The organism is Streptomyces sp. NPDC097129, assembly GCF_055668065.1.
Genome location: NZ_JBVOQE010000010.1, coordinates 89,866 through 105,796, shown reverse-complemented (window position 1 = coordinate 105,796; position 15,931 = coordinate 89,866). Strand labels below are relative to the sequence as shown.

The following is a 15,931-nucleotide window of genomic DNA, read 5'->3' as shown; positions in this document are numbered from 1 at the left end:
CTCCGGAAGGGACGGATTGACGAACCATGCAGAGTTCTGCATACTCATGCATGTCAGCGAATGCACTGTGAGGAGAAACCCGTGACCGAGCGCGTCGTACTCGCCTATTCAGGCGGTCTGGACACCTCCGTCGCCATCGGCTGGATCGCCGAGGAGACGGGCGCCGAGGTCATCGCCGTTGCGGTCGACGTCGGCCAGGGCGGCGAGGACCTGGACGTCATCCGCAAGCGCGCCCTCGCGTGCGGTGCGGTCGAGGCGGAGGTCGCCGACGCCAAGGACGAGTTCGCCGACGAGTACTGCCTCCCGGCGATCAAGGCCAACGCCCTGTACATGGACCGCTACCCGCTGGTCTCCGCCCTGTCCCGGCCGACGATCGTCAAGCACCTCGTCGCCGCGGCCCACAAGCACGGCGCCAGCACCGTCGCCCACGGCTGCACCGGCAAGGGCAACGACCAGGTCCGCTTCGAGGCCGGCATCGTCGCCCTCGCCCCCGACCTGAAGTGCATCGCCCCGGTCCGTGACTACGCCATGACCCGGGACAAGGCCATCGCGTTCTGCGAGGAGAAGAACCTCCCGATCGCGACCACCAAGAAGTCCCCGTACTCCATCGACCAGAACGTCTTCGGGCGCGCCGTCGAGACCGGCTTCCTCGAGGACATCTGGAACGCCCCGATCGAGGACATCTACGAGTACACGCAGAACCCGGCCGTCGCCCGCGACGCCGACGAGGTGATCATCTCCTTCAAGGAGGGCGTCCCCGTCGCCATCGACGGCAAGCCCGTCACCGTCCTGCAGGCCATCCAGCAGCTCAACGAGCGCGCCGGCGCCCAGGGCATCGGCCGGATCGACATGGTCGAGGACCGTCTCGTCGGCATCAAGTCCCGCGAGGTCTACGAGGCTCCCGGCGCGATCGCCCTGATCACCGCCCACCAGGAGCTGGAGAACGTCACCGTCGAGCGCGAGCTCGCCCGCTACAAGCGCCAGGTCGAGCAGCGCTGGGGCGAGCTGGTCTACGACGGCCAGTGGTTCTCCCCGCTCAAGCGCGCCCTGGACGGCTTCATCAACGAGGCCAACCAGCACGTCACCGGCGACATCCGGATGACCCTGCACGGCGGCCGCGCGGTCGTCACCGGCCGGCGCTCGGCGGAGTCGCTCTACGACTTCAACCTCGCCACCTACGACACGGGCGACACGTTCGACCAGTCCGCGGCCAAGGGCTTCATCGACATCTACAGCCTGTCGTCGAAGATCGCCGCCAAGCGCGACCTGGCCTGACCCGCGAGGGTCACCTCACGCGCATCAGCCTGACAGCCGCCTCCCCGCCTGGAAAGGTGGGGAGGCGGTGGCACATCGAGAGCCCGAGCAAGAGCCTTTCCCCAGCTTGACAAGAGCCTTCCCCCAGCTTGAGGAGCAACGCAAGTGAGCAGCAACAGCGGTGACGTACGGCTCTGGGGCGGCCGTTTCGCCGACGGTCCCGCCGACGCCCTGGCGAAGCTGTCCGCATCCGTCCACTTCGACTGGCGGCTCGCGCCGTACGACATCGCCGGCTCGCGTGCCCACGCGCGCGTGCTGCACAAGGCGGGGCTCCTCACCGAGGACGAACTGACCCGGATGATCGCCGGGCTGGACCGGCTCGAAGCCGACGTGGCCGCCGGCACCTTCGTGGGCACCATCGCCGACGAGGACGTGCACACCGCCCTGGAGCGCGGCCTGCTGGAGCGCCTCGGTGCCGACCTCGGCGGCAAGCTGCGCGCCGGACGGTCGCGCAACGACCAGGTCGCGACCCTCTTCCGGATGTACCTGCGCGACCACGCCCGGATCGTCGGCGGTCTGATCGCCGAGCTGCAGGAGGCGCTGATCGGCCTCGCCGAGGCCCACCCGGACGTGGCCATGCCCGGCCGCACCCACCTCCAGCACGCCCAGCCGGTGCTCTTCGCCCACCACGTCCTCGCGCATGTGCAGTCCCTGTCGCGGGACGCCGAGCGGCTGCGCCAGTGGGACGAGCGCACGGCCGTCTCGCCGTACGGCTCGGGCGCCCTGGCCGGCTCCTCCCTCGGCCTGGACCCGGAGGCGGTGGCCGCGGACCTCGGCTTCGAGCACGGCAGCGTCGGCAACTCCATCGACGGCACGGCCTCCCGCGACTTCGTCGCCGAGTTCGCCTTCATCACCGCGATGATCGGGGTGAACCTGTCCCGGATCGCCGAGGAGATCATCATCTGGAACACGAAGGAGTTCTCCTTCGTGACCCTGCACGACGCGTTCTCCACCGGCTCGTCGATCATGCCGCAGAAGAAGAACCCGGACATCGCCGAGCTGGCGCGCGGCAAGTCCGGCCGCCTGATCGGCAACCTGACCGGCCTCATGGCCACCCTGAAGGCCCTCCCGCTCGCGTACAACCGCGACCTGCAGGAGGACAAGGAGCCCGTCTTCGACTCCTGCGACCAGCTGGAGGTGCTGCTCCCGGCCTTCACCGGCATGATCGCGACCCTCACCGTCAACCGCGAGCGCATGGAGGAACTGGCCCCGGCCGGCTTCTCCCTCGCCACCGACATCGCCGAGTGGCTGGTCAAGCAGGGCGTCCCGTTCCGCGTCGCGCACGAGGTCGCCGGCGAGTGCGTGAAGGTCGCCGAGGCCGAGGGCAAGGAGCTGGACGAGCTCACCGACGAGCAGTTCGCGAAGATCTCCGCCCACCTCACCCCCGAGGTGCGCTCGGTCCTCAACGTCCCCGGCGCCCTCGCCTCCCGCGACGGCCGCGGCGGCACGGCGCCGAGCGCGGTCGCCGTCCAGCTGGCGGAGGTCAAGGCGGACGTCGCGGCGCAGCAGGAGTGGGCGAACGCCAAGAAGTGACGTGAGGGCGTCGCGGGTTACGTTGGACGGCACCAGGCCGACCGAACGGAGTCCGCGATGCCCTTCGCACGTCTCGCGACCGCCACGACGCCCACCGCCCACCTCGGGCTGGGGCTCGCCGCCGTCGGCCGCCCGGGGTACATCAACCTCGGCCGGGACCGGGACCTGCCGGACGACCGCAGTGTGGACGCCCTGCGCGCCCGTACCCATGCACTCCTCGACGCCGCCTACGCCCAGGGCGTGCGCTACCTCGACGCGGCCCGCTCCTACGGCCGCTCGGAGGAGTTCCTCGCCGGCTGGCTGAAGGCCCACCCCGAGATCGAGGACGTCGTCGTCGGCAGCAAGTGGGGCTACACCTACACCGCCGACTGGTCCACCGACGCCGCGCAGCACGAGGTGAAAGACCACAGCCTGGCCGCCTACGAGCGGCAGCGCGCCGAGACCGACGCCCTCCTCGGCGACCGGCTCGACCTCTACCAGATCCACTCCGTCACCCCGGACAGCCCCGCCCTCACCGACGCCGGCCTGCACGCCCGGCTCGCCGAGGCCGCCGCGCAGGGCGTCACCATCGGGTTCTCCACCAGCGGCCCGGCCCAGGCCGACGCCGTACGGGCCGCGCTCGCCGTGACCGTCGACGGCGAGCCCCTCTTCCGGACCGTCCAGTCCACCTTCAACCTGCTGGAGACCTCCGCCGGCCCAGCCCTCGCCGAGGCGCACGCCGCCGGGCTCACGGTGATCGTCAAGGAGGGCGTGGCCAACGGGCGCCTCGCCGGTCCGCAGGCCCCGGACGCCCTGCGGGCCGTGGCCGCGGCCACCGGCCTCGGCTGCGACGCCGTTGCCCTCGCCTACGTGCTGCGCCGGCCGTGGGCGGGAGTCGTCCTGTCCGGCGCGGCGACCACCGAACAGCTCGCGTCCAACCTGCACGCGGCCGTCGTCGACCTGGACGAGGAGCAGCTCACCCGGCTGGCCGCCCTGGCCGAGGACCCGCGCGCCTACTGGGAGCAGCGCGCCCGGCTGCCCTGGCACTGAAACGCCCCGCCGGCGGGCCCCGGCAGCGAAAAGCGATCAATCCGCCTCCCGGTGAGTCACGCGCGCCCGCGATGAGACATCAATGTCTCACCTGGTCTATAGTTGTCTCATGGCTGTCGATCGTGACCAGGTGCTGCGCAGCGCCGCCGCGCTGCTGACCCGGAAATCCACCGCGACCATGGACGAGGTCGCCAAGGCCGCCGGGATCAGCCGGGCCACCCTGCACCGGCACTTCGCCGGACGCGACGCGCTGGTGCGGGCACTGGAGGCGCTCGGGCTCGGAGAGTGCGAGGCGGCCCTGGACGCCGCCCGGCTCGACGACGGCCCGGCCGCGGACGCCGTCCACCGGCTCGTGCGGGAGATCGAACCCGCCGCCGGCCTGCTCGCCTTCCTCTACACCGAGAACCAGCTCTTCGAGGGCGAGGAACGGCACGCGGGCTGGGCCCGCATCGACGAGCGCATGACCGCCCTCTTCGAGCGCGGCCGGCAAACGGGCGAGTTCCGTATCGACCTCACCCCTGCCTGGCTCACCGAGGCGCTGTACGGCCTGCTCGCCTCCGGCGCCTGGGCGGTGTCCGAGGGCCGAGTGGCACCCAACGACTTCACCTACATGATCGTCGAGCTGCTGCTCGGCGGCGCACGACGCAACGACCCGATCAGAAGAGAGGAATCATGACCAGCACCCTGCAGCCGGCCGGCGCGACGGAGGCGGTGAAGCGTCCGGGCCGCTGGCTCGCGCTGTCCGTCCTCGTCCTGGCCGTGCTGCTGGTGGCCGTCGACGCCACCGTCCTCGGCCTCGCGACCCCCTACATCAGCGAAGACCTGAAGCCGTCCGGCACCCAGCTGCTGTGGATCGGCGACGTCTACTCGTTCGTCATCGCCGGCCTGCTGGTCTCCATGGGCAGCCTCGGCGACCGCATCGGCCGCAAGCGGATCCTGCTCGTCGGCGCCACCGCGTTCGGTGCGATCTCCGTGCTCAACGCCTACGCCACCACCCCCGAGCTGATGATCCTGGCCCGGGCGCTGCTCGGCGTCGCGGGCGCCACCCTGATGCCGGCCACCCTGGCGCTGATCCGCAACATCTTCCACGACCCGCGCGAGCGCAGCTTCGCCATCGGCATCTGGGGCGCCACCGCGTCCGCCGGCACCGCCGTCGGCCCGATCACGGGCGGTTTCCTGCTGGAGCACTTCTGGTGGGGCACGGTGTTCCTCATCAACCTGCCGGTGATGGCGGTGCTGGTGCTGGTCGGCGTCAAAATGCTGCCGGAGTCACGCAATCCGAACCCGGGCCCGTGGGACCTGAGGAGCGTTCTGCTGTCGCTGTTCGGCATGATCGGCGTCGTGTACGCGGTCAAGGAAGCAGCCTCGCACGGCTTCAGCGTGCCCACCCTCGGCCTGGGCCTGCTGGGCGCGGCCGCCCTCTACGGCTTCGTCCGCCGTCAGCTGACCATGCCGACTCCGCTGCTGGACATGCGGCTGTTCCGCAGCCGTGGCTTCAGCGGTGCCGTGCTGGCCGACCTGCTGACCGTTCTCGGCATGTCGGGGCTGGTGTTCTTCCTGTCCCAGTACCTCCAGCTGGTGCAGGGCAGGCGGCCGTTCGAGGCGGGCCTGGCCGAAGCCCCGGCCGCCGTCGGCGCCGTGGCGGCCGGTCTGATCGCCGGCCGTGCGGCCCGCCGCTTCTCGGTCCGTGCGGTGGTGACCGGCGGCCTCGCCGCGGTCGGCCTCGCGCTGGCCGCGCTGACCCTGCTGGGCCGGTCGACGGGCTACCCGGTCCTCGGCACCGTGCTCCTGGTCGTCGGCGTCGGCGCGGGCTTCTCGTTCACCGTGACCGCCGACGTCATCCTCTCCAGCGTCCCCAAGGACCAGGCGGGCGCGGCCTCCGCGGTCTCCGAGACGGCGTACGAACTCGGCGCGGCGCTCGGCATCGCCGTCCTCGGCTCCATCGTGACGGGCGTCTACCGGCGCTTCCCGTCCCCGGCGGGCACCCCGGCCGAGGCCCACGAATCGCTCGGCGGCGCGATGGAGGCGGCGCAGGGCCTGCCGGCGGACAGCGCGGAGGCGTTGCTGGATTCGGCTCGCCAAGCCTTCGTGGACGGCCTCGCCCTGGCCTCGGGGGTCGGCGCAGCGGTCCTGCTGGCGGCGGCCGCAGCAGCGTGGTTCATGCTCCGCGGCCAACGGCTGGGCAACGCCGATTAAGAGCGCGGCTGACTGCGCGGCCAACGGCTTGGACAACACCGCTCGGGGGCGCGGCTGACGGCTTGGACAACACCGCTCAGGGACGCGGGGCCGCATCCGATATGCGGCTCCGCCGCGCGGGCGCGAGCAGCCACAACGGACCGGAACCCGCCGGCCGGCACAAGCCGACCCGGCGGGCAGGCGCACCGCCGAAGAACTACGCCGCTTCCTTCGCCTTGCTCGCGTACATGTCCACATACTCCTGCCCCGACAACCGCATGACCTCGGTCATCACGGAGTCCGTCACGGCCCGCAGCACGTACCGGTCCCGGTCCATGCCCTCGTACCGGGAGAACTCCATCGGCTCACCGAACCGCACGGTCACCTGCCCCGGCCGGGGCATCCCCGAGCCGCCCGGCTGGACCTTGTCCGTGCCGATCATGGCGAACGGGACCACCGGCGCACCGGTCATCAGCGTCAGCCGGGCGATGCCGGTGCGCCCCCGGTACAGCCGCCCGTCGGGCGAGCGGGTGCCCTCGGGGTAGATGCCGAAGACCTTGCCCTCCTCCAGCACCCGGCGGCCGGTCATGAGCGCCGCGACACCGCCGCGGCCGCCGTCGCGGTCGACCGGGATCATGCCGACGCCGGTGAAGAACCAGGCCATCAGCCGGCCCTTGAACCCCTTGCCGGTGACGTACTCGTCCTTGCCGATGAAGAACACCTGACGGTCGCAGACGACCGGCAGGATCATCGAGTCGATGAAGGTGAGGTGGTTGCCGGCGAGGATCACCGGGCCGTTGCCCGGAATGTGCTCGGCGCCCTCGACCCGGAAACGGAACATCAGGCGCATGACCGGTCCGAGCACTGCCTTGATGATCGCGAAGCGGGACAACGGGCCCTCCGGTGTCAACGGGTTCGATATGTGTCTGTGCAGGTGAGGACGATACTCGCGGTGACCGGGCCGGCGCACATCGGGTTCACCCAGGTCTTACACACTGTTGACGCCCGTTCACCTGCGGTGCCGCCGTGTGGATGGCGTGTGACACGCGGGCGACGATGTGACCGACGGCTCACCCGGACACCGCACGGTTACCCCGACGGTGGGTCACCAGCCGGGTGATGAGACGGAATACGACATCCGCAGTCATCCGTGTGTTCCGGCCGAGGCCTCCCCTTCGTCATGTGCACGCCCCTACGATCGCCGCGCACGGACATCGAGGGGCAGGAGGTCGCACATGGGCACACAGGAGTCGCGGGAGACCGAGGGAACGCCGAGCGGGGGGACCGGGCGGCGCGCGCTCCTCGGCGCCGCGGTGCTCGGCGCGGGCGTCTCCGTGCTGGGACTCGGCGGCACGGCGCGCGCGGCAGGCGGCGCCGCGCGGCACGGCGGGGGCCTGAAGAGCCTGCCCGTGCCGACGGTCATCGGGCACCGCGGCGCGAGCGGTTACCGGCCGGAGCACACCTTCGGCTCCTACCAGCTCGCCCTGGACCTCGGCGCCGACATCGTCGAGGCCGGCGACCTGGTGCCGACCCGCGACGGCCACCTGGTGTGCCGGCACGAGCCGGAGATCGGCGGCACCACGGACGTCGCCGACCATCCCGAGTTCGCCGACCGCAGGACCACCAAGACGCTCGACGGAGTGCCCACCACGGGCTGGTTCACCGAGGACTTCACCCTCGCCGAGCTGAAGACGCTGCGCGCGATCGAGCGCATCCCCGCCAACCGGCCGCACAACACGCTCTACAACGGCCGCTGGGAGATCCCCACCTTCGAAGAGGTCCTGCAGTGGCAGGACGAGCAGACCCGCAAGCGCGGCAAGCAGGTGTGGATCTACCCCGAGACCAAGCACCCCACCTACTTCCGCACGCTGGGCCTCGGCCTGGAGGAGCGGGTGGCCAAGCTGCTGCACAAGTACGGCAAGGACAAGCGCACCTCGCCGGTCATCCTGCAGTCCTTCGAACCGACCAGCATCCAGCGGCTGAACAAGCTCGTCGACAACCCGCTGGTCGTGCTGCTGTCGTCAGCCGACAGCCGCCCGTACGACTTCGTCGCCTCCGGTGACCCGCGCACGGTCGCCGACCTGATCACCCCGAAGGGCCTGCGCGAGATCGCCGGCTACGCGCAGGGCATCGGGCCCACCCTCGACCTGGTCATCCCCAAGGACGCGAACGGCGACCTCACGAAGCCGACCACGCTCGTCGCCGACGCGCACAAGGTGGGGCTGGTCCTGCACCCCTACACCATGCGCAACGAGAACCCCTTCCTGCCGGCGCGCTTCCGCAAGGGCACCGGCGCCGACGGCTACGGCGACGCGTTCGGCGCCTTCAGGACGTACTTCGCCACCGGCATCGACGGCGTCTTCACCGACAACCCGGACACCGGACTGCTGGCCCGCGAGGCCTTCGTCAACGGCTGACCGACCCGTTGGAGTGACCTCGGGCCGCCCGGGCAACCCGCCGCCCGGGCGGCCGCGTCATGCCGGACATGACGCACGCCGCGCCGCACCGGGCCCACGACCTGCTCACCGCCCTGCGCCCGCTGCTCGCCGCCGAGGCCCGCGCCGAGGCGCAGGCCTGCGGGGGCGAGGCCGCGGACCTGGAGCAGGCGGTCTGGCTGCGCCTGCTCGAACGCCTCGCCGCCACCGGCCCGCCCTCCGACCCGCACGGCTGGCTGCGCCGGGCCGTGCGCGCCGAGGCCCGCCGCACCCGTCGCACCCGACGGCGGGAGGAGCGGTACGACGGCGAGCCGGCCGGCCGGGAGCCCGGCCCGGAAGCGCTCGTCCTGGCCGCCGCGCGGGGTCGGGCGCTCCGCGCCGCGGTGCGCCGGCTGCCGGGCCGCTGCCCGGGGCTGCTGGAGGCGCTGCTGTCACCGCGGGACCTGACATACAGGGAAATCGCGGGGGAGTTGGGTATCTCACAGGGCAGTCTCGGCCCGGAACGCTCCAGATGTCTGGGATGTCTGCGTCGTTTGCTCGTACGGGAGGTTGCGGCGCGCTGACCGCGGGGATAGGAGTGGGGGACCACAGGTGATCAGGTGAGCGGGAGGCGTGCGCACATGGGCATGAGTGTGACCATCTCTGCGGCGACCGAGCAGGATGCCGAGCAGATCTTCAGGCTGCAGTACCTCTGCTTCCAGAGCGAGGCCGCGCTGTACGGCAACTACCGCATCGACCCGCTCGTCCAGACCCTGGACTCGGTGCGCGAGGAGGTCGCCCGGGACTGCGTCCACGTGGCGCGCCTCGGCGACGAGGTGGTCGGCTCGGTGCGCGGCCGGGTCACCGAGGACGGCTCGGCGGCCATCGGCAAGCTGTGCGTCCACCCGCGGCTGCAGGGCCACGGCATCGGCGCCCGGCTGCTGCGCACGGCCGAGACGACGCTGACCGAGGGGCACGGCGTCACACGGTTCCGCCTGCACACCGGCTACCGCAGCGAGGGCAACCTGCGGCTGTACCGCAAGGTCGGCTACCAGGCGGTCGGCACCGCCGAGGGCACGGACGGCGTACGCATGATCGTCCTGGAGAAGCCGGCCGGGGTGTACGCGCAGACGGCGTGACTCAGGGCTGCTGCTGCCGCGACGCGCGCAGCCAGTAGATCGCCGAGAGCGGCAGCAGCACCGGGATGAAGACGTACCCCATGCCGTAGTCGGACCACACGGTCGCGTCGGGGAACGCCGACGGCTCCACCAGGGTCCAGGTGCCGACGGTCAGCACCCCCGCGAGTTCGGCGGCGCAGCACCACAGGGCGGCCCGCCGGGCCCGCTCGCCGCCGCGCACCAGCGAGTACGTGATGAAGCCGTAGACGACACCGGCCACCGCCGACAGCGAGTAGGCCAGCGGCGCCCGGTCGAACTCCGTCGCGATCTGGTACACGGACCGCGACACCGCGCCGACCACCATCACGCCGTACAGCCACACCAGCAGCATGCCGGGCCCGCTGATCAGCCGGGCCGGCTTCTCCTGCACCGCCGTCATCTCAGCCTCCCCAGATGTCGTAGAGCCGTACTTCCAGCACGGCGAGCACCACGCCGCCCGCGGCGACGGTCACCGAACCCCACCGGGTGCGCTCGGCCAGCGACATGAACCCGGCCGCCGGGACGCACGCGAAGGCGCCCAGCAGATACGCGACGAAGATCGCCGTGCCCTGCTCGGGCTTCTCGCCCCGCGCCAGCTGCACGATCCCGACCACCAACTGGACCACCGCCAGCAGCGAGACCACGGCCATGCCGATGAAGTGCCAGTCCTTGGTCGGCTGGTCACGATAGGCCGCCCAGCCGCACCAGGCGGCCAGCAACAGCGCGGCGACCCCGGTCACCAGCGTCAGGACATCAAGCATGCAGCGACTTTATTACGGCCGAATCGCCCCGCCGTCCCCGCCCCCGGCCTCGTCCGGAGGACCCACGCCGCCGACACCGCCGAGGGCATCGAGAACGACACGTGCGCCTGCGCCGCGTCCGGTGCCGTCCCACCGCTGTCCACTATCCGGACAGCGGTGACCGGTCAGGACCGTATGTCTGGTTTACTGATCGCATGACCACGACGAGCGACCGCACCCCTGCGACCGAGGCGACCATGACGCCCGGTGCTCGTTGTATGTGTCGTACGCGCCGAATGTGCGCCTGCTAGAGGGCCCCCGCACCACCTGAGCCTCGCGCCCCGAAGCGAGTGCCCGCTCGTGTCCCGCTCCGCGCGACCGAGCCCGCCGCCCCGCGCGCACGTTCCCACCCCCACGGCCGCACCCCGCGCCGAAGAACCTGCCGCGCCCCGGCTGCCTTCGACCCTTCATGCCCCGTGCCCGGCGCCCACGACGTGCCGCGCACTCGACAGCGACGGAAACCCCACGTGATCACCACACAGGGCCTCACCAAGGTCTACCGCTCACGCGGCCGCGAGGTCACCGCCCTGGCCGGCGTCGACCTGCACGTCCGCGAAGGCGAGGTCTACGGCGTCATCGGCCAGTCCGGCGCCGGCAAGTCCTCCCTCATCCGCTGCGTCAACCTGCTGGAGCGCCCCACCTCCGGCACCGTGACCGTCGCCGGCCAGGACCTCACCGCCCTGGCCGGGCGCGGCCCGCGCGCCGGCCGCGAGCTGCGGCAGGCACGCAGCCGGATCGGCATGGTCTTCCAGCACTTCAACCTGCTGTCCTCACGGACCGTGCAGGACAACGTCGAGCTGCCCCTGGAGATCCTCGGCCACTCCGGCAAGGACCGCTCCCGCAAGGCGCTCGAACTGCTCGACCTCGTCGGCCTCGCCGACAAGGCGGGCGCCTACCCCGCCCAGCTCTCCGGCGGCCAGAAGCAGCGCGTCGGCATCGCCCGCGCCCTGGCCGGCGACCCCAAGGTGCTGCTGTCCGACGAGGCCACCAGCGCCCTCGACCCGGAGACCACCCGCTCCATCCTGACCCTGCTGCGCGACCTCAACCGCGAACTCGGCCTCACCGTCCTGCTCATCACGCACGAGATGGACGTCGTGAAGACGGTCTGCGACTCCGCCGCGCTGATGGAGAAGGGCCGCATCGTCGAGTCCGGCACGGTCAGCGAACTGCTCGCCACCCCCGGCAGCCGGCTCGCCGCCGCGCTGTTCCCGGTCGGCGGCGAGGCCTCCGCCGACGACCGCACCGTCCTCGACGTCACCTTCCACGGCGAGAGCGCCACCCAGCCCGTCATCTCCCAGCTCGCGCGCACCTACAACATCGACATCTCGATCCTCGGCGCCGCCATCGACACCGTCGGCGGCCTCCAGATCGGCCGCATGCGCATCGAGCTGCCCGGCCGCTACGAGGACAACGTCGTGCCCATCGGCTTCCTGCGCGAGCAGGGACTCCAGATCGACGTCCTGGGCCAGGAGCCCGTGCTGGTGAAGGAAGGTGCCAAGTGACCTGGACTGATTGGTCGGAGATGCAGCCCCTGCTGTCGCAGGCGTGTTGGGACACCCTCTACATGGTGGGCTGGTCCACCCTCATCGCCGTCGTCGGCGGCCTGCCGCTCGGCATCCTGCTGGTCCTCACCGACCGGGGCGGGCTGCTGCAGAACATCGTCGCGAACAAGGTCATCGGCCAGATCGTGAACATCGCCCGCTCGATGCCGTTCATCATCCTGATGGTCGCGTTGATGGGCTTCACCCGCTGGGTCACCGGCACCACCATCGGCCGCGACGCCGCGATCGTGCCGCTCGCGATCGGCGCGATCCCGTTCTTCGCGCGGCTCGTCGAGACATCCGTCCGCGAAGTGGACGGCGGTCTCGTGGAGGCGGTCCAGGCGATGGGCGGCAGCACCTGGAAGGTCGTCCGCAGCGTCCTCGTCCCCGAGTCGCTCCCCTCACTGATCTCCGGCACCACCACCACGATCATCGCCCTCATCGGCTACTCGGCCATGGCCGGCACCGTCGGCGCGGGCGGCCTCGGCGACATCGCCATCCGCTACGGCTACCAGCGCTTCGAGACCGGACTGATGTGGATCACGGTGGCCATCCTGGCCGTCGTCATCTCCCTGCTGCAGTTCGCCGGCGACCACATCGCCCGCACCCTGCACCGCCGCACCGGCAAGACCGGCGGCCTGCTCCTGTTCCGCCCGATGCGCGGCGTCTTCGGCGGCACGGTCGCCGCCGACGCCGTCCGCAAGGGCTGAGCACCCCGCAAACTCCCCGTCACCTCACAACGGGGTCGCACCACCCATAAGGAAAGGCACTTTTCGTGCGTAACACCGCCAAGATCACCACCGCCGTCCTCGCCGCCGGAGCCCTCACCCTGGGCCTGTCCGCCTGCGGCTCGGGCAAGGACTCCGCCAAGGACCCGAACGCCACGCTGACCGTCGCCGCCACGCCCACCCCGCAGGGCGAGATCCTGACCTACATCAAGGACAACCTGGCGCAGAAGGCCGGCCTCAAGCTCGAGGTCAAGGAGTTCACCGACTACGTGACTCCGAACACGGCCGTCCAGCAGGGCGAGGTCGACGCCAACTACTTCCAGCACAAGCCGTATCTCGACGACTTCAACAAGAAGAACGGCACCGACATCGTCCCGGTGCCCGGCGGCACGGTGCACCTGGAACCGCTCGGCGTCTACTCCAAGAGCCTGAAGAAGCTCGGCGACCTCAAGGCCGGCGCCACCGTCGCGCTGCCCAACGACACCACCAACGAGGCCCGTGCGCTCAAGCTCCTCGAGGACAACGGGGTCATCAAGCTCAAGGCCGGCGCCGGGTACTCCGCGACCCCCAAGGACGTCACGTCCAACCCCAAGAACCTGAAGTTCAAGGAGCTGGAGGCGGCCCAGCTGCCGCGCTCCCTCGGCGACGTGGACGCCGCCGTCATCAACGGCAACTACGCGCTGGAGGCCAAGCTCAGCCCCGCGAAGGACGCCCTCGCCGCGGAGAAGGCCCAGAACAACCCGTACGCCAACTTCCTCGCCGTGAAGAAGGGCAACGAGGACGACCCGCGCGTCAAGAAGCTCGCGAAGCTGCTGACCTCCCCCGAGGTGAAGAAGTTCATCGAGGACAAGTACCAGGGCGCCGTCGTCCCGGCGTTCTGAGCCGGCCTGTGCGCCAACGGGGTCCACTCCCTCACGGGGGCGGACCCCGTTGTGCGGTTCAGTGGTTACATGCTGCATGCTGGGCAGTTCAGCAGGCCTGACGGTCTCTCAAGAATCTCCCGAAGGTTACGGAGCGGCGCATGAGTAGCACCTTCCCCAACATCTCCATCAGCACGGAGCGGTTGGTGCTGCGTCCCCTCGACGAGGACGACGTGCCCGCCCTGACCGCGATGATGAACGACGAGCAGGTCGCCGCCTGGACCGACGTGCCCCAGCCGTTCACCGAGGACGGCGCCCGGCAGTGGATCACCGAGCACGCGCCCGCCGAGCGCACCACGGGACGCGGCCTCGACCTCGCGGTCACCGAGTTCCTCACCCAGCGCCTGGTCGGCGTCGTCCAGCTCACCAAGACCAACTGGCACATCCGCTCCACCGAACTGTCGTACATCGTCGCCCCCTGGGCCCGCGGCGAGGGCTACGCCTCCGAGGCCGCCCTCGCCACCGCCCAGTGGCTCTTCAACGACCAGAAGTTCGAACGCATCGAGCTGCGCACCGCCGCCGACAACACCGCCTCCCAGCAGGTCGCCCAGAAGATCGGCTGCATCAGCGAGGGCGTGCTGCGCAACGCCTGCATAGTCCACATCCGCACCGAGGACGGCACCTGGACCGACGTGCGCACCGACTTCATCGTGTGGAGCCTGCTCCCGGAGGACCTCGAGGGCGCCGACGAGCAGCTCGCCGACACCGGTGGCTTCGCGTCGTACTCCGACTGGAACTGAGCCGCGCCGCCGCACCAGGTACGCTCACCACCGCCCCCGGGCCCAGCACCCCTGACGACCTGCGCAACCTGGAGACTGACGACGATGGCCGACCGGGTCACGGTGATCGGCTGGGACGGCTCGCCGCTGACCGACGCGGCGCGCGCCGCCCTCGGCGCCGCCACGCTCGTGGCCGGTGCCGCCCACCACCTGGCACTGCCCGAGGTACCGCCCGGCGCCGAGCGCATCCGCCTGGGCAGCGTCGCCCTCGCCGCCCGCCGTATCGCCGCCCACCGCGGCACCGCCGTCGTCCTCGCCGACGGCGACCCCGGCTTCTTCGGCGTCGTGCGCACCCTGCGCGCCCCCGAGTTCGGCCTCGAGGTCGAGGTCGTCCCCGCCGTCTCCTCCGTCGCCGCCGCCTTCGCCCGCGCCGGCATGCCCTGGGACGACGCCCTCGTGGTCGTCGCCCACCCGCGCACCCTGCGCCGCGCGGTCAACGTGTGCCGCGCCCACACCAAGGTCGCCGTCCTCACCGCCCCCGGCGCGGGACCCGCCGAACTGGGGCTGCTCCTGGACGGCGTCCACCGCACCTTCGTCATCTGCGAGGAACTCGGCACCGAACGCGAACAGGTCTCCGTCGTCACCTCCGACAAGGCCGCCGACCACACCTGGCGCGACCCGAACGTCGTCATCGTCATCGGCGGCCGGGCCGGCGCCGCGGAGGACGGCGGCTGGATCGCCGGCCGCGACCCGGCCACCACGCCCCGCGGCTGGACCCTGCCCGCCGACGCCTACGACGGCGCCCTCGGCGAAGGCGAGAGCGAACCGCTGCGCGCCGCCCAACTCGCCCGGCTCGGGCCCCGCGTCGGCGACCTGGTGTGGGACATCGGCTGCGGCTCCGGCGCCTTCGCCACCGAGGCCGCCCGCGCCGGCGCCGCCGTCCTCGCCGTCGACCGGGACCCGGACGCCTGCGCCCGCACCGACGCTGCCGCCCGCCGCCACGGCGTCCAGCTGCAGATCGTCCAGGGCACCGCCCCGCAGGTCCTGGAGGACCTGCCCGAACCCGACGTCGTACGGGTCGGCGGCGGGGGAGCGGCCGTCGTCTCCGCCGTCGCCGACCGTCGCCCGCAGCGCATCGTCGCCCACGCCGGAACCCGGGACGCCGCCGAACTCATCGGCCGCGACCTGACCGAGCACGGCTACCAGGTCCAGTGCGCCCTGCTGCAGTCCGTCGAGCTCGACACCCGCGCCTGGACCGAGACCGAGCGGAGCGTGGCGTTCCTGCTCACCGGGGTGCTCACGGACCGAACCCCGTGATCGGCTTGTCGTATCGCGGGGTAGGCTGGCCGATCGTCGTACCGCGACCGGTCGCCCGGCGTTCCGCCGGTCAATGTCCGTAAAAACCGGTCCGTTTCGGGGCGGGTGTGGTACGGCAGAACGCGTGGACGCGCAACGTGGCGCAGTCCACAGCGGGCTGTCGCGGATCACGCTGTCGCGACGGCGCAACGGCCGGGACAATGCCACTGAATGGCTTTGTCGCCTTTTCCGGGCGGTCGTTCGTGCCGCTGGGCATGCCCGCTCGTTCTTCACTGCGGGGCGGT

At 71.3% G+C, this 15,931-nt stretch carries 16 protein-coding genes; 13 read left to right on the top strand and 3 right to left on the bottom strand.

The window, feature by feature from the left end; translation table 11 throughout:
- Nucleotides 1-81: 81 nt before the first annotated feature.
- The 5 genes from AC0B9F_RS26935 to AC0B9F_RS26915 all read left to right on the top strand — a co-directional run bounded on the left by AC0B9F_RS26935 (nt 82) and on the right by AC0B9F_RS26915 (nt 6,072).
- Entirely contained in the window at nt 82-1,275 is a 1,194-nt protein-coding gene (locus AC0B9F_RS26935; RefSeq protein ID WP_472006912.1) for an argininosuccinate synthase, read from the top strand.
- A gap of 144 nt (nt 1,276-1,419) precedes the next feature.
- Nucleotides 1,420-2,847, top strand: a complete 1,428-nt coding sequence (gene argH / locus AC0B9F_RS26930; RefSeq protein WP_472006911.1) for an argininosuccinate lyase — start codon at nt 1,420-1,422, stop codon at nt 2,845-2,847.
- 57 nt (nt 2,848-2,904) lie between these two features.
- Entirely contained in the window at nt 2,905-3,876 is a 972-nt protein-coding gene (locus AC0B9F_RS26925; RefSeq protein ID WP_472006910.1) for an aldo/keto reductase, read from the top strand.
- A 109-nt stretch (nt 3,877-3,985) separates the two neighbouring features.
- Nucleotides 3,986-4,552 carry a TetR/AcrR family transcriptional regulator gene (locus AC0B9F_RS26920; protein WP_472006908.1) on the top strand — a complete coding sequence of 189 codons (567 nt, stop codon included), beginning with the start codon at nt 3,986-3,988 and terminating at the stop codon, nt 4,550-4,552.
- Nucleotides 4,549-6,072, top strand: a complete 1,524-nt coding sequence (locus tag AC0B9F_RS26915; RefSeq protein WP_472006906.1) for an MFS transporter — start codon at nt 4,549-4,551, stop codon at nt 6,070-6,072. Before AC0B9F_RS26920 ends, AC0B9F_RS26915 begins: the two co-directional genes overlap by 4 nt.
- A 196-nt stretch (nt 6,073-6,268) precedes the next feature.
- Here the strand turns inward: AC0B9F_RS26915 and AC0B9F_RS26910 are convergent, their stop codons facing one another.
- The gene (locus tag AC0B9F_RS26910; RefSeq protein ID WP_472006904.1) at nt 6,269-6,943 is read right to left on the bottom strand and encodes a lysophospholipid acyltransferase family protein; all 675 of its coding nucleotides are present in this window, start codon (nt 6,941-6,943) and stop codon (nt 6,269-6,271) included.
- A gap of 343 nt (nt 6,944-7,286) precedes the next feature.
- Between AC0B9F_RS26910 and AC0B9F_RS26905 the strand changes: the two genes are divergently transcribed.
- From AC0B9F_RS26905 to AC0B9F_RS26895, 3 genes are all read left to right on the top strand, one after another.
- Nucleotides 7,287-8,468, top strand: coding sequence for a glycerophosphodiester phosphodiesterase (locus AC0B9F_RS26905; protein ID WP_472006903.1), 1,182 nt, complete (start codon nt 7,287-7,289; stop codon nt 8,466-8,468).
- A gap of 68 nt (nt 8,469-8,536) precedes the next feature.
- The gene (locus AC0B9F_RS26900; protein WP_472006901.1) at nt 8,537-9,049 is read left to right on the top strand and encodes a sigma-70 family RNA polymerase sigma factor; all 513 of its coding nucleotides are present in this window, start codon (nt 8,537-8,539) and stop codon (nt 9,047-9,049) included.
- A 57-nt stretch (nt 9,050-9,106) separates the two neighbouring features.
- Nucleotides 9,107-9,604 (top strand): GNAT family N-acetyltransferase, encoded by a 498-nt coding sequence (locus tag AC0B9F_RS26895; protein ID WP_472006899.1) that lies wholly within the window; start codon nt 9,107-9,109, stop codon nt 9,602-9,604.
- 1 nt (nt 9,605) lies between these two features.
- Here AC0B9F_RS26895 and AC0B9F_RS26890 read toward each other — a convergent pair whose 3' ends face one another.
- Complete coding sequence (locus tag AC0B9F_RS26890) at nt 9,606-10,022, bottom strand: hypothetical protein (protein WP_472006897.1); 417 nt, start codon at nt 10,020-10,022, stop codon at nt 9,606-9,608.
- A 1-nt stretch (nt 10,023) separates the two neighbouring features.
- Nucleotides 10,024-10,383 carry a hypothetical protein gene (locus AC0B9F_RS26885; protein WP_363264978.1) on the bottom strand — a complete coding sequence of 120 codons (360 nt, stop codon included), beginning with the start codon at nt 10,381-10,383 and terminating at the stop codon, nt 10,024-10,026.
- A 506-nt stretch (nt 10,384-10,889) separates the two neighbouring features.
- On the opposite strand from AC0B9F_RS26885, the gene AC0B9F_RS26880 reads away from it, so the two are divergent.
- The 5 genes from AC0B9F_RS26880 to cbiE all read left to right on the top strand — a co-directional run bounded on the left by AC0B9F_RS26880 (nt 10,890) and on the right by cbiE (nt 15,647).
- Nucleotides 10,890-11,924 (top strand): methionine ABC transporter ATP-binding protein, encoded by a 1,035-nt coding sequence (locus AC0B9F_RS26880; protein ID WP_472006895.1) that lies wholly within the window; start codon nt 10,890-10,892, stop codon nt 11,922-11,924.
- Nucleotides 11,925-11,944: 20 nt separating this feature from the next.
- Complete coding sequence (locus AC0B9F_RS26875; RefSeq protein ID WP_472007285.1) at nt 11,945-12,673, top strand: methionine ABC transporter permease; 729 nt, start codon at nt 11,945-11,947, stop codon at nt 12,671-12,673.
- A gap of 65 nt (nt 12,674-12,738) precedes the next feature.
- Complete coding sequence (locus AC0B9F_RS26870) at nt 12,739-13,572, top strand: MetQ/NlpA family ABC transporter substrate-binding protein (protein WP_472006893.1); 834 nt, start codon at nt 12,739-12,741, stop codon at nt 13,570-13,572.
- 140 nt (nt 13,573-13,712) lie between these two features.
- On the top strand, nt 13,713-14,351 hold the full coding sequence (locus tag AC0B9F_RS26865; protein ID WP_472006891.1) for a GNAT family N-acetyltransferase: 639 nt from the start codon (nt 13,713-13,715) through the stop codon (nt 14,349-14,351).
- Nucleotides 14,352-14,435: 84 nt separating this feature from the next.
- Entirely contained in the window at nt 14,436-15,647 is a 1,212-nt protein-coding gene (gene cbiE / locus AC0B9F_RS26860) for a precorrin-6y C5,15-methyltransferase (decarboxylating) subunit CbiE (protein WP_472006889.1), read from the top strand.
- Nucleotides 15,648-15,931 lie beyond the last annotated feature (284 nt).

Bases quoted from the DNA above. Each gene is read 5' to 3' on its own strand.
- AC0B9F_RS26900 (WP_472006901.1), top strand. From the start codon at position 8,537: ATGACGCACGCCGCGCCGCACCGGGCCCACGACCTGCTCACCGCCCTG.
- cbiE (WP_472006889.1), top strand. From the start codon at position 14,436: ATGGCCGACCGGGTCACGGTGATCGGCTGGGACGGCTCGCCGCTGACC.
- AC0B9F_RS26895 (WP_472006899.1), top strand. From the start codon at position 9,107: ATGGGCATGAGTGTGACCATCTCTGCGGCGACCGAGCAGGATGCCGAG.
- AC0B9F_RS26865 (WP_472006891.1), top strand. From the start codon at position 13,713: ATGAGTAGCACCTTCCCCAACATCTCCATCAGCACGGAGCGGTTGGTG.
- AC0B9F_RS26875 (WP_472007285.1), top strand. From the start codon at position 11,945: ATGCAGCCCCTGCTGTCGCAGGCGTGTTGGGACACCCTCTACATGGTG.
- AC0B9F_RS26915 (WP_472006906.1), top strand. From the start codon at position 4,549: ATGACCAGCACCCTGCAGCCGGCCGGCGCGACGGAGGCGGTGAAGCGT.
- AC0B9F_RS26920 (WP_472006908.1), top strand. From the start codon at position 3,986: ATGGCTGTCGATCGTGACCAGGTGCTGCGCAGCGCCGCCGCGCTGCTG.
- AC0B9F_RS26905 (WP_472006903.1), top strand. From the start codon at position 7,287: ATGGGCACACAGGAGTCGCGGGAGACCGAGGGAACGCCGAGCGGGGGG.
- AC0B9F_RS26885 (WP_363264978.1), bottom strand. From the start codon at position 10,383: ATGCTTGATGTCCTGACGCTGGTGACCGGGGTCGCCGCGCTGTTGCTG.
- AC0B9F_RS26925 (WP_472006910.1), top strand. From the start codon at position 2,905: ATGCCCTTCGCACGTCTCGCGACCGCCACGACGCCCACCGCCCACCTC.
- AC0B9F_RS26890 (WP_472006897.1), bottom strand. From the start codon at position 10,022: ATGACGGCGGTGCAGGAGAAGCCGGCCCGGCTGATCAGCGGGCCCGGC.